General features: G+C 42.9%; 18 protein-coding genes and 1 pseudogene. 13 read left to right on the top strand and 6 right to left on the bottom strand.

Annotated elements, in window-relative coordinates:
* Positions 1-282: 282 nt before the first annotated feature.
* Complete coding sequence (locus tag AOC03_RS04600; protein WP_062536483.1) at positions 283-1371, bottom strand: HlyD family efflux transporter periplasmic adaptor subunit; 1089 nt, start codon at positions 1369-1371, stop codon at positions 283-285.
* A 617-nt stretch (positions 1372-1988) separates the two neighbouring features.
* Here AOC03_RS04600 and pilG point away from each other — a divergent pair.
* From pilG to AOC03_RS04555, 9 genes and pseudogenes are all read left to right on the top strand, one after another.
* Positions 1989-2369 carry a twitching motility response regulator PilG gene (gene pilG / locus AOC03_RS04595; protein WP_062533806.1) on the top strand — a complete coding sequence of 127 codons (381 nt, stop codon included), beginning with the start codon at positions 1989-1991 and terminating at the stop codon, positions 2367-2369.
* A 205-nt stretch (positions 2370-2574) separates the two neighbouring features.
* The gene (locus AOC03_RS04590) at positions 2575-2937 is read left to right on the top strand and encodes a response regulator (RefSeq protein ID WP_062533805.1); all 363 of its coding nucleotides are present in this window, start codon (positions 2575-2577) and stop codon (positions 2935-2937) included.
* Between the two features lie 3 nt (positions 2938-2940).
* On the top strand, positions 2941-3471 hold the full coding sequence (locus AOC03_RS04585; RefSeq protein WP_062533804.1) for a chemotaxis protein CheW: 531 nt from the start codon (positions 2941-2943) through the stop codon (positions 3469-3471).
* Between the two features lie 368 nt (positions 3472-3839).
* Positions 3840-5111, top strand: a pseudogene (locus AOC03_RS04580) (methyl-accepting chemotaxis protein); the annotation flags it as partial.
* Between the two features lie 285 nt (positions 5112-5396).
* Positions 5397-6311: a CheR family methyltransferase gene (locus tag AOC03_RS04575; protein WP_157049286.1), complete on the top strand. Its 915-nt coding sequence runs from the start codon at positions 5397-5399 to the stop codon at positions 6309-6311.
* A 242-nt stretch (positions 6312-6553) separates the two neighbouring features.
* On the top strand, positions 6554-13888 hold the full coding sequence (locus tag AOC03_RS04570) for an Hpt domain-containing protein (protein WP_062533801.1): 7335 nt from the start codon (positions 6554-6556) through the stop codon (positions 13886-13888).
* Positions 13878-14861, top strand: coding sequence for a chemotaxis protein CheB (locus AOC03_RS04565; protein ID WP_227514287.1), 984 nt, complete (start codon positions 13878-13880; stop codon positions 14859-14861). The genes AOC03_RS04570 and AOC03_RS04565 overlap by 11 nt, the downstream gene beginning before the upstream one ends.
* A gap of 32 nt (positions 14862-14893) precedes the next feature.
* Positions 14894-15487: a hypothetical protein gene (locus AOC03_RS04560; RefSeq protein ID WP_062533800.1), complete on the top strand. Its 594-nt coding sequence runs from the start codon at positions 14894-14896 to the stop codon at positions 15485-15487.
* A 152-nt stretch (positions 15488-15639) separates the two neighbouring features.
* A complete protein-coding gene (locus tag AOC03_RS04555) occupies positions 15640-16167 on the top strand; it encodes a cytochrome b (RefSeq protein WP_062533799.1) in 528 nt (175 codons plus the stop codon).
* A 154-nt stretch (positions 16168-16321) separates the two neighbouring features.
* Here AOC03_RS04555 and minE read toward each other — a convergent pair whose 3' ends face one another.
* The 5 genes from minE to AOC03_RS04530 all read right to left on the bottom strand — a co-directional run bounded on the left by minE (position 16322) and on the right by AOC03_RS04530 (position 20790).
* A complete protein-coding gene (minE, locus tag AOC03_RS04550) occupies positions 16322-16612 on the bottom strand; it encodes a cell division topological specificity factor MinE (protein WP_062533798.1) in 291 nt (96 codons plus the stop codon).
* A gap of 2 nt (positions 16613-16614) precedes the next feature.
* On the bottom strand, positions 16615-17427 hold the full coding sequence (gene minD / locus AOC03_RS04545) for a septum site-determining protein MinD (RefSeq protein WP_062533797.1): 813 nt from the start codon (positions 17425-17427) through the stop codon (positions 16615-16617).
* 237 nt (positions 17428-17664) lie between these two features.
* The gene (gene minC / locus AOC03_RS04540) at positions 17665-18492 is read right to left on the bottom strand and encodes a septum site-determining protein MinC (protein ID WP_062533796.1); all 828 of its coding nucleotides are present in this window, start codon (positions 18490-18492) and stop codon (positions 17665-17667) included.
* A gap of 11 nt (positions 18493-18503) precedes the next feature.
* Positions 18504-19595, bottom strand: coding sequence for an RES family NAD+ phosphorylase (locus AOC03_RS04535; protein ID WP_062533795.1), 1092 nt, complete (start codon positions 19593-19595; stop codon positions 18504-18506).
* A 232-nt stretch (positions 19596-19827) separates the two neighbouring features.
* Complete coding sequence (locus tag AOC03_RS04530; protein WP_062533794.1) at positions 19828-20790, bottom strand: acyltransferase; 963 nt, start codon at positions 20788-20790, stop codon at positions 19828-19830.
* 464 nt (positions 20791-21254) lie between these two features.
* Between AOC03_RS04530 and AOC03_RS04525 the strand changes: the two genes are divergently transcribed.
* The 4 genes from AOC03_RS04525 to AOC03_RS04510 all read left to right on the top strand — a co-directional run bounded on the left by AOC03_RS04525 (position 21255) and on the right by AOC03_RS04510 (position 26842).
* On the top strand, positions 21255-21908 hold the full coding sequence (locus AOC03_RS04525) for an OmpA family protein (protein ID WP_062533793.1): 654 nt from the start codon (positions 21255-21257) through the stop codon (positions 21906-21908).
* Positions 21909-22191: 283 nt separating this feature from the next.
* Complete coding sequence (locus AOC03_RS04520; protein ID WP_062533792.1) at positions 22192-23643, top strand: imelysin family protein; 1452 nt, start codon at positions 22192-22194, stop codon at positions 23641-23643.
* 286 nt (positions 23644-23929) lie between these two features.
* Positions 23930-25546, top strand: coding sequence for a di-heme oxidoredictase family protein (locus AOC03_RS04515; protein WP_420480452.1), 1617 nt, complete (start codon positions 23930-23932; stop codon positions 25544-25546).
* Positions 25547-25675: 129 nt separating this feature from the next.
* Positions 25676-26842, top strand: a complete 1167-nt coding sequence (locus AOC03_RS04510) for an imelysin family protein (protein WP_062533791.1) — start codon at positions 25676-25678, stop codon at positions 26840-26842.
* Positions 26843-26916 lie beyond the last annotated feature (74 nt).

Raw genomic sequence — 26916 nt, 5'->3', positions numbered from 1 at the left:
GTGGTGTCCTTTAGTTAAGAGGGATGTTTAATTAGAGTTTTAATTGTCATTATTATTTATTTAGATTTCGTATTAAATGTCGTCAATCTATGATTCATTATAACTGACTTATTATAGATTTTTAAAAATGTATAAGCGCTTAATCTTACATTAAGTTTAAAGATTTAATACTGCTCCTATTGTGCCTAACTACTGTGATAGCAAACAAGATACCCTTTGTTAATATTTCTACGCAATGTAACGCATACGGTTATAAACGATAGTAACGCATACGATTAGAAATTATAAAATCACCACTTTTTTACCTGCAGACTCAAGTGGTAAGTCAGCCAAGCAAATTAAACTGTCATTACTGATACCGGCGATTAGATATTGTTTGGTGCTAGGGTCATACTCAATGACTTCAACCGACTGACGGGTGAGACGTTGGTCTTGTTTGATCGTCCAAACATTAGCGGTGAGTGGCGATGACGGTTTATAGGGTGGCTTTTGCAATTCAGTCAAGTCAACATCATGAATGCCGTGTGCCGGTACAATCGTGCCCACTTCTATTTGTCCATAATCAACTCGCCCCGAGACGGCAGTATTAAGGGGTAGTTTACCGCGACTAACGTCATTTTTAACGACATGAACATCGACCAATAATTGATTGGATGGACGGTTTACGGTCAATTTACTGACTTGTCCTGTAAATGTATCTATCTGACCGGCAGCAGTAAAATTAACTGTCTGCCCGACCGATAGTTGCGATTTAGCCTGAATGGGTAGGGTGGCAATAAAGCGTAAAGCAGTATCGTCACTTAAACGCATAAGTGGCTCGTGTGCCTTCACGTTTTGCGTAGTGCCGACATAGAGGTTATCTACGCGCCCTGCAAAGCTGGCACGGATAGTGATTAGCTGCTCGGTATCTATTAGGGTAACTGGGGTAAGGTCGTCTTGGACAATCTGGTCATTTATTTGTTTGCTATCGTCAATGCGCTTATTTGATGCTGGGTTGGTGACTGGTTCAGATAATGAGTTTTCTGTTTTCTGAGGTGATTGGTCATTATCATTATCATTTTCTACGATGACACTATCGCCCACAGTTGGACGCTGAACGATCAGTAATGGCGCTCCTTTTTCTACCCACTGACCGTTTGTGACCAGTACTTCTTCGATATGTAAATCTTGCGCTGCGCTTAGCCGCGCTTGCTTAATAGGTTCAATAATCCCTTGTAAACCAAGGCTTGGCTGATAGCGTAAGGTTTTAATACTCAGAATATATTCTGGTGCCATCGTGACGCTATCTTCACTAATAATAATGGATGAGTTCACTTTCTCGCTATTTTCAGTAGCCGTTGGCGGTTGGCAAGCGCTTAGTAATCCTGTCATAACAATGACGTTGATGAACCAAAACCATGACCAAAATTGTGACCAAGAGCGTGATAAGCTGCTGAATATAACACTCTGCAAAACACGGTTTTTCCCACTTTCTAAAAATCTTAAGCCCATCATTAGCCATCACCGTTATCAACCTATTTTTAATGATATAAATTATATAGCGAAAGTAACCACTGCGCGATAACAATAGACGCGATGTGATGCCGCTATATATAAATTTATCAAATAATTATCTGGTAATGATGTCATGTTATGTCATCATTTTTTATTAGTAATAGGGTCGTCAGGATTAAATGACTGGATTATCTGCGCAGATTGTGATAAAACGAGCACACTGTTTGTCAATGATACATAATTGTTACAAAATAGCAGCTATAGACGTGTTATGACAAAAATAGTATACGTAAGTTACCATTCTCAACTGGTTGATATGTCTTTTAGATAAAGATTATAGTAATTTGTACCAACTTTTGTATCTCATGCTTTAAAATAGCTGCTCATAGATAATGTCAGAAGTCAGCAAAGCGCGTATAGTAGCCGATAGGTTATGACTCAAATATAAAAATAAATCGTATTAATAATAAACAGTCGTTTATAGGATAATGATAATGGAAAATAATTTTGATGGCTTAAAGGTCATGGTTATTGATGACTCAAAGACCATTCGCCGCACCGCAGAGACGTTGTTACAAAAGGCGGGTTGTGACGTGGTAACGGCTATCGATGGTTTTGATGCCCTCGCTAAGATTGTTGATAACAATCCAGATATCATTTTCGTTGATATCATGATGCCACGTTTAGATGGCTATCAGACCTGCGCTTTGATTAAAAATAATCCGGATTATGCCAATAAACCGGTGATTATGCTGTCCTCAAAAGACGGTCTATTTGATAAGGCTCGTGGACGTATTGTCGGTTCTGATGAATATCTAACCAAACCATTCAGTAAAGATGAATTATTCGACGCGATTAATCAATATCGCTCGTAATGGCTATCTTGTAATGGCTATGAGTGTCATCAATGCTGACCTCGAAAATAGTACTGACTGTTTTGTGCGCAGCTCGTTATTCATTGCATGCTTAAATCTATCATTGTCACTGCTAAATCAGACAGCCTAGCACGTCATTTTAGGAGATATTCGTCCTACATAGTGACCGATATAACCGATATAATAAAAAACAAAGGAAATACCCATGACAACTGTATTGGTTATCGATGATTCGCCGTCTGAAATGGCGAAATTTCGTGACATGCTTGCAAAAAATAATTTTCAAGTGTTAGAAGCCAGCAATGGTGAGGAAGGATGTGCGATGGCACTGGCACACTTACCAGATGTGATTTTGATGGACGTGGTGATGCCTGAAATGAACGGTTTTCAAGCTACCCGAAAAATCACACGTGGTAAAACCACGGCTCATATCCCAGTAGTTATTATCAGCACCAAAAATCAAGAAACGGATCGGGTGTGGGGCAAGCGTCAAGGTGCAAAAGAGTACTTGACCAAGCCTATAAATGAAGCCGAGTTGATGCATATTATTCGTACCGTATTGGAGTAACTTGTGGCTTCTAGAGGATTCATAGAGTTATTGCGCCTAGCGGATTTAGCGAAAGCCCGCAAAAGTGGTCGTCAAGGTGGTCAAGGGGCTGATTGGCGCGGTGTGGTGTTCGAAATTGGTGGTCAGCGTCTGGTTGCGCCGCTGGGTGAGATATCTGAAGTGCTCATGATGCCTGAATACACGAGTATGCCGCTGGTACAGCCTTGGCTAGTGGGCATTGCCAACGTTCGTGGTCGCCTGCTGCCGTTGACTGATTTGGCAAAATTCTTACATATTCCCAGCCGTTCGCGGCAGATGAGCCAACGGAAAGTGCTGGTCATTGATCATCAGTCTACATTTGTAGGTTTGTTGGTGGATAAAGTGCTGGGCATTGAGCAGTTTACGCGCCGTGAATACCGCGCTGAGTCTATCCATATTGATTCGCCTTTTGCGCCTTATAACCATGGTAAGTTTTTAAAAAATGAGCAAGATTGGTTTATTTTTATGCCCAGTTTATTGGCTCAAGACCCACGTTATGTTGATGCGGCGATATAATATTTTACGCTTAGCAGTTGACGATAAAGACTTTTTTTATGTATTGATTACAAAGCATAGATTAATAACGAGATAAAGATAATAACGAGATATAGATAAAAACGACTGGCATGCAACATTGATATGTCGGCAATCATAAAGACTTTAATCAGGATTATTGCTAGCAAGCGCTGGTGGTTTGCCATAATTGAAGTCAGTCACGATACGACTTAGACGACTGTCTGGAAGGAATAAGCACGATGAGTGATGTTACCAAAAGCCTTGTCACTGGCTCTTATGGAAAAATGCTAGCCAATAATGATTCCAATAATAAAGAAAAAATACTATTAGGGTTTTTTGCCTTGATTGGGGTGTTCAGTTTAGTTTGGCTGATTAATTCCTTATCAAAATTCAGTGTTCATTTAAGTGATTTTAACGAAGTGATAGTGCTGCCTGCCGCTATATTTTTATTAGGTATGGTGGGTGTTTTATATGCGCTATCGCAACTATTGCAGCAGCGTGGTAGTTCTGAACGTATCATGATCGAAAAAGAAACCCTGCGTCGCCGTCAAGAAGCAGAAACAGAATCAGAACGCGCACGCCAAATCCAAGAAGAGAATGAGCGTAATCAGATTGCTATTTTGCGCCTACTTGATGAGCTTGGTGATTTGGCTGAAGGCGATCTAACGGTCAACGCAACCGTATCAGAAGATTTTACGGGCGCGATTGCTGACTCAGTGAACTTTGCTATTGACCAATTGCGTCAGCTCGTACTGGTCATTAACAGCACGGCTGATCGAGTTTCCCAGTCCTCTGAGCAAACGCAGATGAATGCCGTTGAGCTTGCGGAAGCCTCTGAGCATCAAGCGCAGGAAATCGCTGGTGTATCAGCAGCAATTAACGAGATGGCTGTATCTATTGACCAAGTATCAACCAATGCTACTGAGTCGGCTACGGTTGCTCAGCGTTCTGTTGCCATCGCTTATAATGGTGCCGACGTGGTACAGCGCTCTATTGAAGGTATGAACGTGATTCGTGATCAGATTCAAGAAACCTCAAAGCGTATCAAGCGTTTGGGCGAGTCTTCACAAGAGATTGGTGATATCGTGAGCTTGATTAATGACATTGCTGACCAAACCAACGTCTTGGCATTGAACGCTGCTATTCAGGCGTCGATGGCGGGCGAAGCGGGTCGTGGTTTTGCGGTGGTTGCCGACGAAGTTCAGCGTTTGGCTGAGCGTTCAGCCAATGCCACGAAGCAGATTGAAACCTTGGTAAAAACCATTCAGGCGGATACCAGTGAAGCGGTTATGTCGATGGAATCAACCACTTCAGAAGTGGTTCGCGGTGCACGTTTAGCGAAAGATGCGGGTGAAGCACTAGAAGAAGTACAGAGCGTTTCTAATACGCTCGCAGAGTTGATTCAAAACATCTCTAATGCCGCACAGCAACAGGCTGATTCTGCCGGTCATATCTCTAATACCATGAATATTATTCAAGACATTACCTCACAAACGTCCTCTGGTACGATGGCGACTGCGCGTTCTGTTGGTGAATTGAGTGAAATGGCAGTGGCATTACAAGAATCGGTGACTGGCTTTAAGTTATCTAATGATGATGAATTCTCGCATGACGAACATAATAACTTTCAAATTATATAATATTAATAATGGGTACATATTTTCAGCGGCTGTTGCCAGCATATAGCGTTGATGTGCTGATATTGCTTAGGTCTAGCAAAATTATGCCTTTTTACTTATAAATTTCTACTTGTGAGATTTTATTTATAAATTTCTAACTGTGCTATTTATGAAGTTGGGCAGGCAAGCAATTTGGCTAGCAAATAGTGTCCATCAATAATAACAATAGTAGGCTGTGTGAATAATTATAATAAAGCAAACGGTTTGCAGCGACGTAGCGCTATAAATAACAAGGTGCACCACTCCTTGAGAGCGCTCAACTCCTCCGTACCACTTACTGTTGCTAATGCCAGTCACTGGCGACAATTTATTGAAAAAGAAGTTGGTTTTGTACTGCCTGATGAACAGCTGCAATGGCTGTTGAATGCTGTGAATAATACTGCCAATAACCAAGGGCTGTCTGTAAAAAAATTATGGGCAGCGGTGCAGACAGATAGAGAGATACGTCAGAACTTACTGGATATGGTATTGATTCCTGAAAGTCGTTTTTTTCGGCATCTGCCATCGATACAGTTTGTCACTGAGCTGGCAATGCTCGCGAATCAGCAACACGTGCAACTGTTGTCACACAATGACCATAATAATGATAAAGACAATGATAAAGAAATAGACGCTACCTTTCGCATTTGGAGTGTAGGCTGTTCAGCAGGACAAGAAGTATGGTCATTGGCAATGAATTTAGCGGCACAGCAGTTAGATAAATATCTCATTTTAGGAACAGATGTGAGACAGCAAGCCTTAGTGCGGGCACGCGTCGGTCAGTATGAATACCGTCAATGCCAGCTTATGCCAGCATCTTGTCAGCAGTTTCTACAGCCAGTGGTCATGTCTGATGACATAGTAACGTCATCTTCGCAGATGGTTACAGAGTCGCTTTGGCAGGTTAATGATGAGTTGCGCAAACACGTCAATTTTACATGGCATAATATTTTTACGAAAGCCATGCCGACTGCCCATTTGCAACAGGTCATTATGTGCCAAAATGTATTGATATATTTTCGTCAGTTTGACCAGCGTGATATTTTAACCAGATTAGCAACCCAATGTGCGCTAGGCGGTCATATTATCTTAGCACCTGGTGAAGGGTTAGGGTGGCGTCCGCATAATATGCGCCGTATTAAGCATCCACAGGTTAATGCATGGCAAAAGATAAGTATATGAGTGTATAAATTGATAAGTATAACAAATAGTCGCAATTTTTTTTAAAATGTGAAATTTTTCTAGAAAAATTAAAGTTAGCACCAGCCGGAAAGACGATGTCAGCGCTGATTATCGATACTATCTTACTATGCATACCTTATTACCATGCATACCGTAGTGATAAGCAGCTTTGATAACCCCTAATCACGATAGCAATTTGATATGGCCGCGTGGATTAACGATAAACGAGTTAGGATAATCCTATGAAGAACCAGCCCAATGAAATGGTGACGCTTGAGTGGTTGTTGCCACTATTCAATGAGCAATTATCGCAGTTGTCTGATGGCTGGCAAAAAGATGCCGACCCTGTTGATTCTGAGGCTATTGATTTCGAAGTTATTGGTTTTGCAGCGATGATGCGGGAGTACCATCAGCTTAGTAGCACGTTAGTGATGGTTAACTTACCGCGCTTGGCTGATTTAGCGGCGAAACTAAGTTTATTAGCAGAAGTTGGCAACCATAACGCGCTGAGTGCTGAACAGTGCAGAAAAGCTCGGTTTGCGCATCAACTGTTGCAGTATGAGCTCACACAATATGTGCAAACGGGCAGCTATCGTGGTTCTTTACTTGTTAAAACCAGTGAAATACTGACGCAGATAGTCGCAAACACCACGCCATCTGAACAAGTAAACCATGAACAAAGTGCAGAAACGGGCTTTACGGACGCAAGCAAACATACACCTCACGATGCTGCTACCTTTCATCATGATGTGAGCATCGTTGTTCCTAAAGTAACAGCAGTTATTACTTTGCAAGCGCCGCAATATCGACAATTACTGACCGTTTGGCGTCGAAAAGTACAAAAACTACTGGCTGAAAACAGCAATCAGTTGCCAATATTGACGCTACTTGAAAAAGTTAGTCATTATTTATGGAACTCTACCAGTAATACTCTACAGCAGCGCTTATGGTATGTGACTGAGCTGTGGCTAAACAGTCTAGCGCAGAATGATGAGCCGTTGCCTTTAGAGTATGCTGCATTACTAGCAAAATTAGAGCAAGTCATTGATGCTTACTGCTTGCAAACTGAGCAAGAGAGCCACTTGCGTGTTGCCCAAGCGTTAAGCCAGCCAGATTTAGACAAAAATGCACAAGATTCTATAAGCGTATCCCATCACAGTTTATCGTCTCATCTGATCGAAAATTTGATTGCCGATATCTATATTCAGCTGAGTAGCTTGCCGCATATCAATGCTCATGCCCAAACCATATTAAATCATTTACCACAGTCTACTGACGCGATATTACAATTTTTACCACGTATTTTAAGTGAGATTGAAGCCGTTATTTTTGGCTTAGCGCAACCACGCACGTTATTACAACCGTTACAACAAATAAAGCGACAGCTGGGCATGCGCGGCTGGACGCTCTACGAATCGCAAGTCAGTCAAATTATAGCTGATTTGACCGAAAGCGCCGATTCAGAGGCTTTTTTTACTCAAATGCAGTGGCAGATTGAACGCGAACTACAAGAGCTGTACAGCGCTATATACGACACTGAGCAATCTATTCGTCATAGAATCGGTGACGCGACTTCCTTTGTATCAAGCCATTCAGCGACAACTTCTAAACAGCACCTAACGCCGCCTGTTACCCTCACTCAAGATGATGATGCTTTACGTCAGCTGCGTATTGCGGTTGAAGAGGTTAAACATAGCTTTAATGATTATGTGCAGCGCCAACAATCGTATTTATTGCCCACGCCCGAAGCCTTCGCTGAGATTAGTGGTGCTTTTGATGATATGGGGCTGCTGGAAGTACGGCAAGTTACTGATAAACTTGGAGTATTATTTGCTCAGCTGGCAGCTAACGATATCAAAGTGCTAAGCTGGAATTTGATCCAAGCCTTAGCTGATGGCTTGTCCTCGATTGAGCTGCTATTAGACTATTTAGCGCAGCAAGTATTTGATCAGCCACTATTGGCACAAGCCAGTTTTCATACTGACAATGCGGAACAGCTAGTAGCCGCGCTTATTCTGAATCCTTTTGATAGCATGGCTTCTGAACATCTTGTCACTCATAGGTCTGCTCAAGCACAAGTTAAGGATGTGGTACGCTATGATGATTCTGGGGAAATTATTCCGAATATCGTAATCGATGTAGTTGATTCTGCCGATACGTCTATCGTTCTTTCTGTTGAAGATAGTAATGCTGAAAAGAGTACTGTTAAAGATAGCAATATTAAAGATAGTGCTGTTTGTCACGATAATGTAGATAATACGACTGATTTGTATGGCGGTCAGGAATTACAGGGTGATACTGTAGTAGAAAGTGCCGTGCTCCAAGCAGCGAGAAGCCAACTACAAGCTGATAGTTTTGAGTTGGATAAGGAAATACGCAATAACTTCATCGAAGAGGCGTATGAAATTATTAGTGACGTGGAAGAATTTTTGTCAATATGGGCACAAGATTCGCAAGATCTAACACCTTTAATGGAAGTACGCCGTGGTTTTCACACGCTTAAAGATTCAGGGCGGCTGGTTGGGGCGTTCAGTATCAGTGAGATGGCATGGGCAATTGAAAACCTGCTGAATCGCATGCTAGACCAGACCTTGTCTATTACAGATCAGGTCGTCGAATTGGTATTACAAACCTCACAGTATCTACCAATTTTAGTGGCTGATTTTAATGCAGCGCATCCACCAAGCATTGATCCCGCTATCACAATATTACAAAGTAATAATCTATTATCAGGTCAGCCAATCGATGATGGTATGAATGTACCCGGGTTGCCCAGTGTTGATGGTGTTGACGGTGTTGATAAGGGACAAAACCAGACAGCTCTCATGGATAACAATGCTAAATTTGAACACGACTATGCTACTGAAGAAAATAGTCTGGTAGAAGATAATGCCGAAAATATTGATATTAAAAATATAAAAAATCAAGAAGACAGTAGTCAAGAAGATGAGGTCGCGTCTGCACACTCGACTGCTGCGCCATGTGTGAATTTAGAAATGCCATTGGTTTTAGTGCCATTTCTAAAAGCTACTGAACAATTACCAGCGGATACATTAGATGCCGATCCAGATATCAAAGAGATATTTATTGAAGAAGCAGAAGAAGTATTGGCAGAAATTATACCGCTGCACTCAAATTGGCAGCAAGCACCAGAAATATTAAAAGCCCTGCCAGATATTCGTCGTGGTTTTCATACGCTTAAAGGTTCCGGTCGGATGGTTGGCGCTAACTATACCGGCGAATTGGCATGGGCAATAGAAGATATGCTGAATCGTATCTTGGACCATACCATTCAGGTAAGTGCTGATATCGTTGAGTTGATTGGCGATGTATTAGCAGCCTATCCAGAATTGATAAAAATATTTGCAGAAGATGATAGCACCGCTACTAATAAAAGCTATCCGGCCATTGTGCCATTGTGGGTAGCCTGCGCACAGGCGTATAGCAAACAGCTTGGGGCGGAGTTCAATTATCCTGACGTCCGTGCACAGTGGTTAGACCGCTCATTTGCTGAGCTATCAGACAGTCATGCGACAACGGCTATCGCTGATGAGACGAATATAGCCGACGTTCCTATAGATAATGCGCTAGAAACATTTCATGCTGTGAATGAAAAAATGGCAGAAGCCCCTGCCGTGATGAGCGATCAAAGCAAAGAAGAGCAAGAGTTTTGTAAGATTTTTGTGGATGAGGCGCAGACCTTATTACAAGATATTAATGATTTTGCCAGCGCTCATAAAGGTCAGTTACAAGTTGAAGTTAGCGATAAAATTGTCCGTGCCTTTCATACGTTACGTGCCGCTTCTGGATCTAGTGCCTTAGTTGCTATTAGTGAGGTCAGCGCAGCAATAGAACAAAGCTTAGTACAGTTACAGCAACAAGACATCATGATGAACGCTCAGCATTTGCAAGCGCTTACGCAATCGACGGCGCTAATAGAAAGTTATTTGATGGCTTACGAACAAAGCGTTGTGCAGCAAAGTGTAGCGGTAGATACGGATGCCACAAGTCAGGAAGCGTTTTCATCATTACAAATGATGCTTAGTAAGTTAGAAAGCATGCCTAAGGGTATCAATAGCAAGCTGAGTGTGGCGCAGCTCCTTAAGTCTGATGTTGATGGATTACTGGATGCTGATTATAAATTGCGACCCGCATTGAGCAATCCTGATGCTGAGGACATACTCACTTATATACAGCAGCAACGTGCACAGATTGCTAGATTGAGCACGCAAACCACTAAATCACCTAAATTTACCTTGATATTGAGTGCTTTAGATAATGCTTATGAGCATATCTCTGAGCATCCTGAAAGTGTCCATAGTGAATCTATGCAACAGCTTCTGCTTGCGGGTCACGCGCAGCTGGTCAGCTTGTTTGATTCTCTAGCGGGTAGTATGTCGTTAAAAATCGATGCGCAAGTGATCGTCGATTTACAGACATTGTCTACTTCTGATGCTGATATCCATGACACCTTATTTGATGAATCAATAAATGCTGAGGTGAACGAAGCACCTGACTGCGTTAATGAAATAATTGATACGACAATCGATGCAACAACAATAGATGAATTATCTACAGATAATGACGACATACAATCCGCTATAGTGATAAACGCTGTTGAAAGTGTACAAGCTGACGAGCTACAGCTTGAAGCGATTGATACCGATATTGAGCTGTTAGAGGTGTTCTTAGAAGAAGCACAAGAGCTTGATAGCGCCATTGCGCAAACGTTTAGTAAGTGGCGCACTGACATCGATAATATAGCGATATTGAAGACATTGCAGCGGCATTTGCACACCATCAAAGGTGGTGCTCGCATGGCAGGTATTCACAGTATCGGTGATTTGACTAATGAAGCCGAAAGTGTCTATGACGCTTTTGTTGAAGCACGATTACAGCCAACCGCGCAGTGGCTGACTGTTATGCAACTGGTTCAAGGCACCTTATCTTTGCAGATAGATTATGTGGTGCGTTACCAAGAGTCCTTTTTTGCGCAAGAGCTCATTGCCCAGTTGCAGCAGTTTGAACGGGCTGACGAGTTGCCAACAACAGTGACATTGGTATTACCCGCGCTACAAAATCATATGGGTACGAATGAGGATACCGAGCTAGGAAATGACGCTGATATAGAAGCGGCTTATGAAATTGTCAGTCTTGACAGTCTCATTGTTCAGTCGTGGACAGACGGCTTGCCCGATCCTGATATTCTTGAGGTATTCTTAGAAGAAGCTGACGAGCTGATAGCCAGTAGTAATAAGTACTTGCAATTATTCTTGAATAACATCAGTGATATTGTTGCTCTGCAAGCACTTCAGCGCGACCTACATACCATTAAAGGTGGCGCCCGTATGGTGGCGGCTAATGGTATCGCTGACTTAGCGCATGAGATGGAAACGGTCTACGAAGAGCTGGCGATTCGTCGCCGTCCGGCCACTAAAATGATATCGCAATTATTGGTCACGTGTCACGATTGGTTGGCAGATGCAGTTTTTGTGCTAAAAAGCCAGCTTAACCCACCGATGCCATCTTCATTAGTAACCGCACTACAGCAGTTTAGCAAAAACCCTGACAGTCTAAAAAGTATACCGATTGAATCACTGCAAACGCAGCTTAATGCTATTTTTGCTGCTAAAACCAAGCGTGAATCGGTACTTGGAGTTGATAGTATTGCGCTGATGCCACCAATGGCGGGTAGCTTTACGGAGCAAGAACAAAGCAATAGCACGAATGAGATGATGCGTATCTCAGGTAGTTTGATTGAGCGCATGATTAACTTATCCGGTGAATCGGCGATTAACCGTGCGCGTATTGATATGGGTATGAGTAGTCTGACCCTCAGTATTGAGGAGATGGGCACAACAGTACAGCGTCTAGCCGACCAGTTACGACGCATGGAAATTGAGCTTGAGCAGCAGATTTTATCGCAAATTGATGACGAAGAATTGATTGCGAATGAAGATTTCGATCCGCTGGAAATGGATCAATACTCCTCCTTAAATCAGCTATCAAAATCATTGACAGAATCAGCGTCTGATTTAATTGATATTAATAGTACCTTATTAGAAAAAACCCGTGATAGCGAAAATCTATTGCTAGAACTGTCGCGGACACAGACCGAATTACAAGATGGGTTAATGAATTCGCGGATGGTGCCGTTTGCGCGTTTGACCCCGCGTTTGGAGCGTATTGTACGGCAGACTGCCAATGAGCTGAATAAATCTGTGGAGCTGTCGATTGTCAATGCTGATGATGAGATGGACAGAACCATCCTTGAGCGTATCACCTCACCGCTTGAGCATATGCTACGAAATGCGGTAGATCATGGTATTGAAAGTCCGCAAACCCGTATGAATGCTGGCAAAAATCGTAGTGGTCAGATCACCTTAGAAATCTTGCGTGAAGGTAGTGAAATCGTCATTCATTTAACTGATGATGGTCGCGGTATTAATGTTGACGCGGTACGTCGTAAAGCAATATCGCAAGGTTTGATTGATGCGAACGATAATAGCTTGTCTGAGCTTGACGTCATGCAATATATCTTTAACGCTGGTTTAACCACTACCAAGCAAGTCACGCAAATCTCAGGGCGTGGGGTTGGCATGGACGTGGTGATTAGTGAGGTTCGTCAGTTAGGCGGTGTGGTATCCGTGACTTCTGAGTCTGGACAAGGCTCATGCTTTACGCTACGTGTGCCGCTTACGGTTGCGGTATCAGATGCCTTAGTCGTTCGTGCAGCCGATCGCTATTATGCCATTCCTTTAGTACAGATTGAGCGCGTCGTGCGTATTAATCCAGAAAAACTCTACGATTACTATCAGTCGGGTGAGCCGACGATGCGTATCGAAGAGGCGGACTACCGTGTTCGTTATTTGAATGATATTTTAACGGGTAATAAGCTGAATGAGCTCGTGGTCAGCACCAATACCAGCTTACCGGTCATTATTGTTAAAAACCGTGCGGGTCAAAAACTGGCACTACAGGTTGATCAAATTGCGGGTTCACGTATTGAGGTGGTGGTCAAACCGCTTGGTAAACAGCTGTCGCATTTAGCAGGTATCTCTGCTGCTACCATCATGGGTGATGGCTCGGTGATGCTGATATTAGACTTGATAGCGCTATTGCGTAATGCACCCGCGCTAAAAGAAAGTACAAAAGCGCTAGGCGCTAACGCACGTAATACGATGTCGCAAACCACCGTACTGGTAGTAGATGACTCCGTGACGGTTAGAAAAGTCACCTCGCGCTTCTTAGAGCGTCAAGGTATCACTGCCGTGGTCGCAAAAGACGGTATAGATGCGATGGAGATTTTGCAAGAGTTAACGCCTGATCTAATTTTATTAGACATTGAAATGCCGCGCATGGATGGTTTTGAAGTCGCCACGCAAGTTCGATTTAATAAGCGTCTACGGCAGATTCCTATTATTATGATTACCTCAAGGACAGGTGAGAAGCATCGTGAACACGCCTTTGAAATTGGGGTGAATGATTATATGGGTAAACCCTTCCAAGAGAAGGAGCTGTTAGGTAAGATTCAAAATCTACTCGGCACCAAAATAAGTCTTACTCATGATGGATGATGCGCGCTTAGACTTATTACGAGATAAGGATAGTAGCGACATTACGGTGTTGGTAATAGCTGAAAGTCAGCATCAGCGCTTGGCGTTTAGTGAAACCGTGCGCAGTTGTGGTTTTACCTTGATAGACTGCGTATCGCGTGCGCAGCTGCGGCATTATTCACAAGTGGATATCTGGTTGGTTGATAGTGTTTATGACGACCACGTGGAGAATGCCATTGCGGGCTCGGGCTCAAGCGCCGTGTTAGTGGGTTTTAGCCAAGCGCCGTATCTTAATGAAGCACAGCACTATGCCAAATGGCAGCGTAAGCTCAAGCGTAAATTGGCGCAAATTCTAGCGATGCCTTCATTAATAGAGTCGCCCGTTTATAACAGCAGTATTAAACCTTGGCGCTATGTGGTGTTTTTGGGTGCGTCTATGGGCGGTCCTAGCGCGGTTAAGGCATTCTTGGATCACCTATCACCGACCCTGCCCATTTGTCTGCTATTGGCGCATCATTTTAATTCTAATATGATGGAGACATTACCGCGCATTCTCACGCGGCATAACGATTGGCAGTGTCAGGTTATTAGCATTACCCAGCAGCTAAAATCCGGATACTGCTTAATTGCGCCCATTGAACAGCAAATTGTCTGCGACTCTGAAGGGCGGGTGATTCTGTCGGAACAGCCTTGGAGTGGGGAGTATAAACCCGCTATCGGTCAACTCCTTAAAAATGCCAGTGACGTTTATGGTAGTGAGCTGGTGAGTATTGTTTTTTCTGGAATGGGTTGCGATGGTTCGCAATATTTGGATACGATTCAAGACAATGATAGTCAGTTATGGGCACAAGACCCAAGCTTAAGCACGTGCTCAAGCCAACCGCAAGCCATTATTGACTCAGGCTACTGTCAGTTTATTGGTAGCCCTGAAGCCTTAGCGCAAAAGCTTACCGACTATGTTAATGGCACAACTTCAGTATTGTCTGAAACTTAATATTTTTTGTTTTACTCTATGATGAGCGACCTATGAACCAAATTCGTAAACATACGTTTGAAGCAGTCAGTCTGCTAACTGCTGAAAATGGCATGCTTGATGTGACCATCGTCCCAGCCATGAATCAGCCTGATTGGGTCATTCCTAGCAGCTTGATTCTTAGCGTGGAACCTTATGATGAGCGTATTTGGACTTATTTATGGCAGCAGCAGGAAGTTGCCGTCTTTCATCTGTTACCCCGTGCTCAAACTCCGGACAAACTGATTGTGCTCGAAGGCAATACGATAGTGCATCGACTGGCGTTACAGACAGTAGGTGAGCTACGAGAGCTTAAGGTGCGTATCTCTGATGTTAAAGACGCAGAGTTGCCTGAGCGTTATGTCAACGTGGCTATCAGTAATAGTGATGATAATAAAGTTAAAGATGACGGCGTTAATCTATATCAGCCGAGCAGTCACGGCGTAGAGCCTGATAGTGATAGTGATAATGTTACTATTGTTGAAGAACACTTTAGAGAAAATGTCGTGTTATCCTATTTATTCCAAACGATTGTTATTGATGACATCATTTATATCGTGCCTGATTTGGATAAAATTGCTCATCAACTGGTTGATTTAGACAGTTAATATAAAAATTTTTATCGTTGATAAGTAATAATGAAAAAATAGTAGCGGAAACAATTTGTTTATAAAAATTTTATTAAAGCGTATGGCATCAGATACAATAGAACGTTCATAGAAGCAGAATGTTCAGATAAGCGTGATGGATAAGGTTGTTTATGAATAACGGTAACGTAAGCGTGCAGAAGTGGTCAGCCAGTAGCCGGATATTTCACTGGATTAGTGTGTTGTTATTACTCGTGACGTGGCTACTCATGCTGGTATATGGCTATACGGACAGTAAGATATATATTGGTCTGCATAAAGCCTTTGGTATGAGTGTCTTATTTTGGATGCTGGCACGGGTGATTAATCGGGTATTTACCAAAGCACCACCAGCATTACCTATGCCGAAATTTCAAATTATCGTCTCGCAGTTGACCCATTTTATTTTATACGCGCTATTGATTGCGATGCCAGTCACGGGTTTATTAATGTCGGTCTATGGTGGTCGACCTGTTGATATGTTCGGCTTGTTCGAAATCCCTGTCTTTGTGACACCCGTTCGTAGCATGGCACGTTTTTATAATGATGTGCATGCTGATATACTTTGGCCCATGATTATCGTCTTTACCGGACTGCATATTGGTGCTGCGCTCTATCATCAGTTTATCAAAAAAGACAATTTAATTGGTCGTATAAAATAGTGAGTCATGCCAAATATGAGTTAAGTCGTATAAAAGATTGATAACGACAATGGTTGATAGTGACAATCATAAACCATAAAACATAAGTCATAAAAAAGCCCTAAGTATGAGACTTAGGGCTTTTTTTATGACATTAAAATGATGCTTACTGAACTTATTTCTTATGTTCAGGCAAGCTGATATTCATTTCAAGTACATCAAGAGTATCTTCGTGACGATGGTTAATATTCACATCATCAATCTGTACACCGTTCACGTATTTATTAACCACTTCAAGTATTTCACGTTTCATTTTTTCGATACGATCAGCGGTCAGACGATTGTTTAAACGATTTTCAGTGGCAACGATAACCTTTAGGCGTTCAGTTGCCATATTGGCACTACCCGCAGCGTTAGCATCATCTGCGCCAAATAAGTTACTCCAAAACCCTTTTTTCTTGCTCATCCTTAACCCCCAAACCAGCGCTGTAAGAAACTCTTCTTCTTCACTTCAATATGACGTAATGGTCGTTCTTCCCCTAAGAAGCGGGCGACGATATCGTCATAACATTGACCAGCAACAGAGTCGGTATAATGAATGACTGGCTCACCATGGTTCGAGGCTTCAAGTACAGAATGACTCTCAGGAATGACGCCCAATAATGGCACTTTTAAGATGTCATTAGAGATGGTTTCAATGCTCATCATCTCATTGGCTGCGGCACGTTCTGCATTGTAACGAGTAATGATTAAATGCTCACGTACCGAACCTTTATTTTCAGCAACCTTTTTGGTCTGGCTTTGCAAGATGCCGATGATGCGATCAGAGTCACGGACAGAAGAAATTTCAGGGTTAGTGACAATAATGGCTTCGTCAGCATGGTACATGGCAAGCTGTGCACCACGCTCAATACCCGCAGGAGAGTCACAAATGATATAGTCGAACTCTTTAGACAGCTCTTCCATCACTTCCGCCACGCCTTTATCAGTGAGTGCATCTTTATCACGGGTTTGGCTCGCAGGTAGAATAAATAAATTCTCCAGCTGCTTGTCTTTCACCAAAGCTTGAGACAAGCGGGCATTACCACTGATGACATCGACGAAGTCATAAACGATACGATTTTCACAGCCCATAATCAAATCTAGATTACGCAAGCCCACATCAAAATCGATAACCACTGTCTTATAGCCACGCAATGCCAAACCGGCAGCAAAAGAGGCGCTGGTTGTGGTTTTGCCCACACCGCCTTTACCTGAAGTGATTACAACAATCTTTGCCACAATGGCACGCTCCTATCAATCAATGGGATGTCTGTTAAAATAACAGCATATTTGCTTATAAAATAACTACTATAGTTGAGTGTAAGCCTAGCATATATAATCAAAAATTTATAGCTTGTCAGTAGGAAACGGCAACAAACGACTTAAATAACTATTAGGTTCTCGTGCTGCTTATAAGCAAGCTCTTTTTTGCTATGTTTTAGCAGCAGATAACGACGTTATTCTATGTATTATCTTCTATGTATTATCAATGACTCTAAAGACCAGTCCTTGACCTTCTACGAAACTCACCTGTACCGGTTTATCAATCACCTCTGCGGGTAAGTTATCACGTAAGCAGTAAGTACCAGCCACGGATACTAATGACGGGTTAAATATTTGGCAGAAGATACGAGCGTCTTTGTCGCCTGTCGCGCCTGCAACCAAGCGCCCTTGCGCGCGCCCGTAGACATGGAGATTATTATCGGTAATGGCTTCAGCGCCACTATTGACACTGTTAGCAATGATTAAATCGCCACCGACATGATTGAGGCTTTGACCTGAGCGTAGCATTTGGTCGTAAATGAGGCTAGTAATATGCTCGCCACTGACTAAGGTTTCTGTCAGAGTCGCGGTTGCATCAGGAGTATTATTGACGTTTAAAGGCTCAGCGCTATTATCAAGCGGCACTTCAGGGCTAGCAGGAGCAGGTGCTTGGCTTATCTGGGTCGCGGGTTTTTTACTGGGTAAGATACGTTCAATACGCTTGCCATCAGCAGGGAATATTGCCAAGCGTTGCGCGCGTGCTTGCGGCTCCAGCAGTCCATTGACCACGCCAATCGGCTGTAATCCCCATGACCATAATAAATCTACCAAAGCAGGTAAGTCCTGCTCGATATCACTATCAATAACGACAGGAATATCACTGGTCTTATTAGTGAGCATACTTGCAAGCTGCGCATCAATGGCAGTTAGGTCGTCAGTCGTGATTTGCAAGCGTGAAAAGGTCAGCATCTTGCCATAAAAAGTCATAGCAGGTTCAGACGTTGTGGATGATGGTTGGTGGTCTGTATCCGAAATTGTCATAATGTCAGTCCTTAAAAGTTAAGCAAGTCTTCATGCTTCCATTGTTGTATCTTTAAGTTTGATTCAAATTCTGACAAACTCTCAGAAAATATACGGGCGATGAGAGTTTCCAGTGCCGTATTATTGGTATCAATTTGGGCAACGCCCTGTGCAATTGCTACCATGAGCGCATCTATACGTTCAGGGTCGAGCAAGCATTCATTGAGCGCATTGACGACATTCTCACCAATATTATGACCGATATCTAGTACTTGCGCTTCAATCAGTTTACCCGCTATTGGAATTAAGCGCAGCAAGCCGTGCAGCTCTGGCGTATTAGACAACGCATTTTGAACGGCATTGCCGATATCGCTGGCGAGCATTTTGCCGTTTTCTGAGTGACTGTTCAGCTGTTGTAATTTTGGCGCAAGCTCTTGGCGCAGCAAGGACAGCAGCGTCGCCTCAATCTCATTCCGATTACGCGTAAATGTAGAATCAATCAAAGACTTTTGCATTTTAGGGTCGGTTAATTGCTGACGATAGCTATCAATGGTGGTCAAAATAACGCGGTCAGACAGCTCTTCTAATACTAAATTGATATAAAATTTAATACGGGTCAGCCATGGCTGCGGTAGCACTTGGTAGCCAAGCTGGTGTAAGCGTCGACCGATAATAACGACTCGAAATAGACGCAGCGCACGTAGCTGCGGAAAACAGCCCAACACTTCATACCAATGCACAAAGGGGAAGAAAAACCAGCGATAATAAACCTGCTCTTTAATCGCAATAGCCCAGCGTAATAGTAACTCTACGATTAGAAAGAGGGTAAAAAATCCGCCAGCCGTACGCAATGGTTCATGTAAAACCGTTCGATACCAGTTTAGTGTATCGCTGAGTGTTAACCAGCTAGCCGCGCTACTACTAAGATTACTCATTAAAATAGCATCGATACTGATGAATAATAAATCAATACTGATGGCGATAACCATCACGATATCATAGGTCAACTTTAAGCGACTGGGCTTTGAGTGTGGCGGGCGCGGTGAGTTTGGCATTTGCTTATTTGAGTGATTCGGTAATGGCTTTGGGTCTAAAGGTGGATTGACAGCAGAAGAGGCGGACACAGTCATACCTTATGTTAATGTAAAATGCAGAGGCTAATATGAGAGATACAAAATGCTGTAGGGTAGGCAATAACCGCCATTATAAATGAACAAACATAAAAAGCGATGTTAGCATTATTTGGTGCTAACATCACTGCTGTTATCTGTGGTGTTGAACAAAGCTGTGCAAAGAGTCTGCAAAAAAATAGCGACTTGAAAAGCTCTTTAAAAATCAGTACTTCTCACTGAACAATTAAGCGTTTTTATCGGCGGGATTAGCCTCAAAATCAGCCAGCATTTGCTCAATACGTTTGTCTTTTTGCTGCCAAGCATGGTCAAGCCAATCAAATGTTTGCGCCTTAATGTCTTCGTTATTTTCATAACTGCCATCTTCAATAGCAGCAAATAAAGGCGCAGGCATTTCAATATAACGGACATCAACGCCTAAACGCTTGATATTGCCTTTCCATAAGTCACTGTATGTCGGCACGCCGTCTGGATAAACAATCGTCATGTCCAAAATACCATCAATCTCTGCACCTAAGGCATTAATCGCTAGCGATAAGCCGCCCGCTCGTGGTTTGAGCAAATGCTGATACGGCGACTGCTGCTTCTCTTGTTTTGCTTTCGTAAAGCGTGTGCCTTCTAGATAATTCAGTAAGGTAAAGGGTTTATTTTTGAGTAACGCACAAGCGCGCTTGGCTTCTTCGATATCCTTACCTTTTAATGCTGGGTTTTTAGCGATGGCTTCTTTTGAGTGACGGCGCATCATCGGGAAATCTAAAAAATAAAACGCTTGCCCAATCACAGGAATATAAATCAGCTCAAACTTAGTGAAAAATCGCGTTAACGGCAATCGATTTTCACTGATATATTGCATGATACTGGTATCCACCCAAGATTGGTGGTTGCTAATCAGTAAGTATTTACCATCTATATGCACGTCGTCAGGCAAGCTAATACGCCAGTCTTTTTGCGGTAAAATATTATTAATCAAAGCATTATTACTATGAATCCAATAGTTAGTGACTTTAATCACCGTATCGTCTGCAACTTGCGAACCCGTAATGACTTTCGCCGCACCCATCAGCCATACCGGTAGACCAGCAGCAACACTATTAGCCGCGATGACCCCAGTAGCTGTCGCTAATGAAACCGCTTTGCCTAATTTAGGCGCACGCTGATGAAGTTTTTGAATGGAAGAAGCCAGTCTCATGTTAAATCCTTCTATTGATATCAGTCCAAGTCATGTCAGTCCAAAACGACAGCACTCAACCGTATCTCATTGAAATTTGAATCGTCATGCCTTAAGCCGAGAACGTCTGTTATTATTTTATCTTAGGACTTCTTTTGTAATAATGTGATGACTAGAAATAAACCTGTACAATTTTAGCAGAAATCAAGCGCAGTGTACGACTGTAACGTGACTGGTAATAGCAGTCTCCAAGTAGAATTTAGGTATGGTGACTTTATTGACGCAACGATTGCCAAGCAGATAACGGGATGATAGGTAGAAGGCGTAAGGTATCACGCACATCTTATACATAGATGTGACAAAATATTACACAGAGATAGGTTAGGATTGCGATAATAATAACGATCGTGAAAAACACCTAATAAGCTTTTTAAAAAGCAGTTATTTAGATAGACATTCAACATACATTTTGAGAGGAAAATATTATGCGTAATAAAATGATAGCTTTAGCCGTTGTATCATGTGTAGCAATAACTGGTTGTGCGACAGATCCAAGTACTGGACAACAACGCCTTAACAAATCTGCTATCGGAGCTCTAGCTGGTGCAGCGGGTGGGGCAGCTATTTCTAAAGCGACTGGTGGTGATAAAACGGGTCGTGATGCTGCAATTGGTGGTGTACTTGGTGCTGGTGTTGGTTACTACATGGAGCGTCAAGCTAAACAGCTTCAGCAGCAAATGGCGGGTACTGGTGTAATCGTGAAGCCAAATGCTAACGGTAATATCGACTTGGTTATGCCGGGTAATATTACTTTCTCATTTGATAATGCTACGCTTAGCACCTCGTTTATGCCAACGCTTGATAAGCTTGCTTCAACCATGAACGAGTATAACCAAAATACCATCACTATTGCTGGTCATACAGACAGTGTGGGTAATCCTTCTTATAATATGAACTTGTCACGTGACCGTGCCAATTCAGTAAGAAACTATCTGGTTAATCGCGGTGTGTCTTCTAATCGCATTAATGTGGTTGCTTATGGTCAAACACGTCCAATCGCTGATAACAGCAATGAATACGGTCGTCAGCAAAACCGTCGTGTTGAAGTGACAGTTAACGCACCAAACAGCGTTCGTTAATCAACGGGCCAGTATTTAAAAATGATTAGGTTTTTAGCTTGAAGTTTAAAAAAGGTCAGCATTAAGCTGACCTTTTTTTATGCGCGAATTTTATTAATTATTAATTTAGCAGTATTTATCGACATTTTTGATGGTGCTTTAAGTCATGCGTTACATAGATCATTATTAATTTAAGTTTGATAATCGTTATCAATAACATTATAATTTACGGTGTTCTGAATACTCCTTTTATATTCACCCTTTTCTTATTCTCTTAATTCAATAAAGCCCATCAAGGATGCGTATGACCAGCACTACAGTGACGAGCCGTAAGATTTTACCAACTACTTTAGCGGCTGCTCTTGCCGCGATGCTGATGGTGACAGGTTGTAGCAAACAAAATAATGAAGAGACCGCTGCGACGGATACGCAAGCAGAAACTGCTCAATCAGGTAATAAGACTAAAACGTCCGCCGCTGAGCAAGCTAATATTGATCGATTGATTCTCAGTTATTCAGATATGGTGCAGGCAGCTTATCAGGATTCGTTAGACACTGCGAAAGTGCTCCAAACCGCGGTCAATACGTATGTCGCTACGCCAACGCAAACTAATCTTGATGCGGCAAAAGCAGCTTATAAGGCAGCGCGGCTACCGTATTCCCAAACAGAGGTGTTTCGTTTTGATGAAGGTTTTGTCACCGCGAATGACAAGCGCGCAATCGGCAGCATCGATGGCTGGGAACCGCAGCTCAATGCATGGCCACTCGATGAGGCGCTCATTGATTATGTCAGTGACGGCTATGAGGGCGAATATAATAGTAAAGAAAACATCATTAATAGTGACAGCATTACCGTTGGTAGCTTGAAGCAAGATACCAAAACGATTACCCCTGAGATATTAGCCAAAATGAATGAAATTGGCGGTAGTGAAGCCAACGTCACTACCGGCTATCACGCCATTGAGTTTTTATTATGGGGTCAGGATACCAATGGCGTGGGCGAAGGTGCAGGCAATCGTCCTTTTAGCGACTACCTAACGACTGATGGACAGTGTACCAGCGGTGATACAATTAATAAAGATGTCAGCATTTGCGAGCGTCGAGGTCAGTATCTAAAAGCGGCAACGCAGCTATTGGTTGATGACTTAACCGCGATGCAAGCCCAGTGGCAGCCAGATAGCGAAAACACCTTACGTAGCGATATGATGGCGCGTAAAGACACGAATGGTCTGCGCCAAATTTTGTATCAAATGGGCAGCTTAGCGTTGGGTGAGCTTGCATCTCAGCGTATGCAGGTGGCATTTGTTACCGGCTCAACCGAAGATGAGCATGAGTGCTTTAGTGACTTGACGCATCTGAGCTATGCTAATAATGCGCTTGGTATTCAAAACGTCTTTAATGGTAGCTATAAAACAGTAGAGGGCAAAACCATTGGTGGCTACGGTATTAAACAGTATCTGATTGACACCAATCATAAAGACGCTGCGGATAAGCTGACCGCTGACTTTAAGACTGTAGAAGACGCCTTTAATGTCATCGTTGATAAAGGTGAAAATGAGAATATTAAAGTGGATCAAATGATTGCGACGGTTGGGCAAGCGAGCAAACAAGGCATTAGCGCAGAAGAACAAAACGTACGTCGTGGTTGGATTGAAAATGCCATTAATGGGTTAAAAGAGCTCACTACTGGCATTGAAAACGCTGCAAGCGCCTTAGGTATTGATAATTTAGATGCTGATTCTGGCTCACAGTTTTAGGCGCAGCGTCTTATTCCTGTTTTAGGATATAAATAGATACATTTTTTCTGCTTTGAGTGCCTGATAAGTCGCTATAAGATAATGAGAACGTTTTTCATATCGGAATAATGTAGGTATAATATACACGCTGTCAATTGCGGTTGGCAGCGTGTTTTTTATACCGTATTAAAATAGCCTGATAGAGTGATTGCCTAGTGCTTAGCCTATCGACTAAAAGTAAATCACTTTGTCATACGCGATTTTAATAGTTCTATATGAGAACTAAGGTAATCTTTTTATGCATACTATGACCGTCATGCGCTCCACCACTTTTTGTTCTTCCTTAATATTCAGTAAATTATCATCAAAACTGGCGCTCAGCGTTTTATGCGTACTGTCGCTCAGTGCTTGTCAATCACAAGATGCTGACAGTCAAAATCAGGCGCTAACCGCCGAGCGTACGCAAACGATTGAAGCGCTAGCGGGCGTGCCGATGCAGCAGCTGGCGACCTTTGACCCACAAGAGATTAAGCAAGGCGGTGATACGGGTATTAAGATTACCAGTAGCGAGAGTTACTCGATGCCGTCGTCAAATTTGACTGCGTCACGCAAAGGCAACTTTTTTATTGGCAATGCTTTTTTTAAACAGCCGTGGGTGATTGCGCCTGCCAGTACCGATAGTCGTGATGGACTGGGCGCGTTATTTAATGTGGCGGCTTGTCAATCGTGCCATATCAAAGATGGTCGCGGTCATGCGCCAATGACAAGCGATTCCGATGCTGACAGTTTATTAATTCGTCTTGCTATGCCAGCGACGACTGATGCGCAGCGTCAACAATTACAGAATTCACTAATCGAAAAAGTCGTGCATCCTATCTATGGTGGTCAGCTACAAGATCGCGGTATTCAAGGCGTTCCTGCTGAAGCACGTATCAAAATCCAGTGGACAGATAAGCCGGTCACTTTTGCCGATGGTCATATTGAGACTTTACGCGCACCAACCTTTCATTTGACTAACCCCGGCTATGGTGCATTTGATGATGAACTGATGATATCGCCACGTATTGCGTTGCCGATGATTGGACTGGGGTTATTAGACCAAATTCCTGACGACGATATTAAAAAACAAGCCGTTAATAATCATAAAAAGGCGGATAATAGTGGCAACCTGATTCGTGGTAAATTTAACCTCGCCATGGATCCACAAACAGGTAAAGTTGGACTAGGTCGTTTTGGTTGGAAAGCAGGACAAACCAAACTCTTGACTCAGAACCAAAGTGCCTTTAATGAAGATATGGGGCTGACCTCAAGTATTCGTCCGCATGAATCTTGTATGCCTGCGCAAACGGCATGTCTAAAGGCAACTCCTGGTGCTGATGAACAAGGTAATGGTAAACCAGCGGTTGAGGTCAGTGATGATGTTGCTAAGTTCGTAGAATTTTATACGCGTAATCTCGCTGTACCACACAGACGCCATGCTGATGATAAATTAGTCCTAGCCGGTAAAAAGCGCTTTTATGATATGGGTTGTCAGAGCTGTCATACGCCAAGATATCAATTGCCCAAAACGAAAGATGATAATCTTGAGCAGCATGGACAGGTGATTTATCCTTATACTGATTTATTACTGCATGATATGGGCGATGATTTAGCGGATCGCACCATTGCGGGCAAGTTACCGCCAAAAAATGTGCAAGTTGAGTTTTTAGCCAATTCTTATGAATGGCGAACGCCTGCATTGTGGGGTATTGGCTTGGCGCAAACCGTAGATGCACAGGCGACATTCTTGCATGATGGTCGCGCGCGCACCTTGATGGAAGCGGTACTGTGGCATGGCGGGGAAGCCGCTAAACAGCGCGAACAAGTATTACAGTTAGACAAGAAAGGTCGTGCTGAGCTGACTGCTTTTTTACAATCTTTATAGTATGTATTTATAAACGTTCAGCAGTAAACGCTCATTAATAGTTGCCCTGATTATGTGTTAAATATACGGATAAGGTTATCCACCTTATTGACCACTTGATATAAATATCGAACCAATACCGAGAGACTTATGAAAAAAAATCATGTCTTAGCAATGGCATTATCGGCACTCAGTGCTGGACTGCTAATTAGCTGCGTTAAACCTGCTGATGATAATAAAGCTGCGGATACTGATAGCCAAAAAGTTGCTCAAGATACTGTTGCCGCAAAAGCTGATACTAACGCCACGACTGACAGTAATAATCCTGAGCAAACTGTCGCTATTACGCCTGTAAAGATTAGCGCTGACACCCAAAAAGCGTATCTCACACACGTGGCAAACGACATTGTCATTCCAGCATATGCAGACACGGCAAAACAAAGCGCGATGCTTCATGAGTTGGCACAGAAACACTGTCAAAAAGCGCCGGTCAGCGGTGTTGAATTGCAAGCGTTACGCGATCAGTGGTTAGTATTGGCGCAAGCGTGGTCAAGTGCTGAAATGGTTAACTTTGGTCCTGCCACAGCGAGCATGAGTAATCTATATATCAACTACTATCCAGATGAACGCGGTATGATTCATAGTGGCGTGGCGGATTTGATTGCTGCCAACCCTAAATTAACGCCAACTCAATTGGCAAATGAAAGCGCCGTGGTACAAGGCGTGCCTGGTTTAGAAGAAGTGTTATACGCCAATGACAGCTTAGACGCAGGGCAGTGCGCGTACGTGATAAGCGCCAGTGCTGCCTTAAATACGCGCCTAAAAGATATCGAGAAAAATTGGCAGGACAATGCGACAGAACTATTGGCGATTGATAAAACGGCTGATAGCAATAAAGGACTGAACCAATGGTTTAACTCTTTATTGTCGATGTTGGAAACTATGAAGACCAACGCTATAGATCAGCCGCTTGGACTAACTGGCAAAGCGAAAGGTCATCTGCCCGCCGTAACTGCGGGGCAAAGCCGTGCCATCATTACTGCTAAAGTAGCTGCGCTTAATAAAACCCTGACAGATCCCGTATTGACCGCCATACTTGCTAGCAATAAGGACAGTAAAGTGGGTAATGAATTAGCGACAGCATTGGCAGATACCACCACATTATTGGCGCAAATGCCAGAGGATTTAGCGACTGCTGATAAAGCCACGCAACAAAAACTGTATGACCATTTAACCACCATCACGCGTTTGATGAAGCGTCAGTTAGTACCGACATTGGGTATTCGTGTGGGCTTTAATAGTAATGATGGCGATTAAATGATTAAGCAGCTAATTATTAAGGTAGTGCCCTGAAAAAATGTCGACATCCGTGCCCAGCGCGTAAAGTGAAT

The organism is Psychrobacter urativorans (assembly GCF_001298525.1).
Lineage (GTDB): Bacteria > Pseudomonadota > Gammaproteobacteria > Pseudomonadales > Moraxellaceae > Psychrobacter > Psychrobacter urativorans_A.
Note: the sequence above shows the minus strand (reverse complement) of the source record. Positions and strands in the feature narration are given on the sequence as shown.

Coding starts and splice junctions, on each gene's coding strand:
- AOC03_RS04565 (WP_227514287.1), top strand. CDS start 13,878: ATGATGGATGATGCGCGCTTAGACTTATTACGAGATAAGGATAGTAGC.
- AOC03_RS04530 (WP_062533794.1), bottom strand. CDS start 20,790: ATGAGACTGGCTTCTTCCATTCAAAAACTTCATCAGCGTGCGCCTAAA.
- AOC03_RS04525 (WP_062533793.1), top strand. CDS start 21,255: ATGCGTAATAAAATGATAGCTTTAGCCGTTGTATCATGTGTAGCAATA.
- AOC03_RS04600 (WP_062536483.1), bottom strand. CDS start 1,371: ATGACAGGATTACTAAGCGCTTGCCAACCGCCAACGGCTACTGAAAAT.
- AOC03_RS04515 (WP_420480452.1), top strand. CDS start 23,930: ATGACCGTCATGCGCTCCACCACTTTTTGTTCTTCCTTAATATTCAGT.
- minC (WP_062533796.1), bottom strand. CDS start 18,492: ATGACAATTTCGGATACAGACCACCAACCATCATCCACAACGTCTGAA.
- minE (WP_062533798.1), bottom strand. CDS start 16,612: ATGAGCAAGAAAAAAGGGTTTTGGAGTAACTTATTTGGCGCAGATGAT.
- AOC03_RS04570 (WP_062533801.1), top strand. CDS start 6,554: ATGAAGAACCAGCCCAATGAAATGGTGACGCTTGAGTGGTTGTTGCCA.
- AOC03_RS04560 (WP_062533800.1), top strand. CDS start 14,894: ATGAACCAAATTCGTAAACATACGTTTGAAGCAGTCAGTCTGCTAACT.
- AOC03_RS04555 (WP_062533799.1), top strand. CDS start 15,640: ATGAATAACGGTAACGTAAGCGTGCAGAAGTGGTCAGCCAGTAGCCGG.
- AOC03_RS04590 (WP_062533805.1), top strand. CDS start 2,575: ATGACAACTGTATTGGTTATCGATGATTCGCCGTCTGAAATGGCGAAA.
- pilG (WP_062533806.1), top strand. CDS start 1,989: ATGGAAAATAATTTTGATGGCTTAAAGGTCATGGTTATTGATGACTCA.
- AOC03_RS04510 (WP_062533791.1), top strand. CDS start 25,676: ATGAAAAAAAATCATGTCTTAGCAATGGCATTATCGGCACTCAGTGCT.
- AOC03_RS04520 (WP_062533792.1), top strand. CDS start 22,192: ATGACCAGCACTACAGTGACGAGCCGTAAGATTTTACCAACTACTTTA.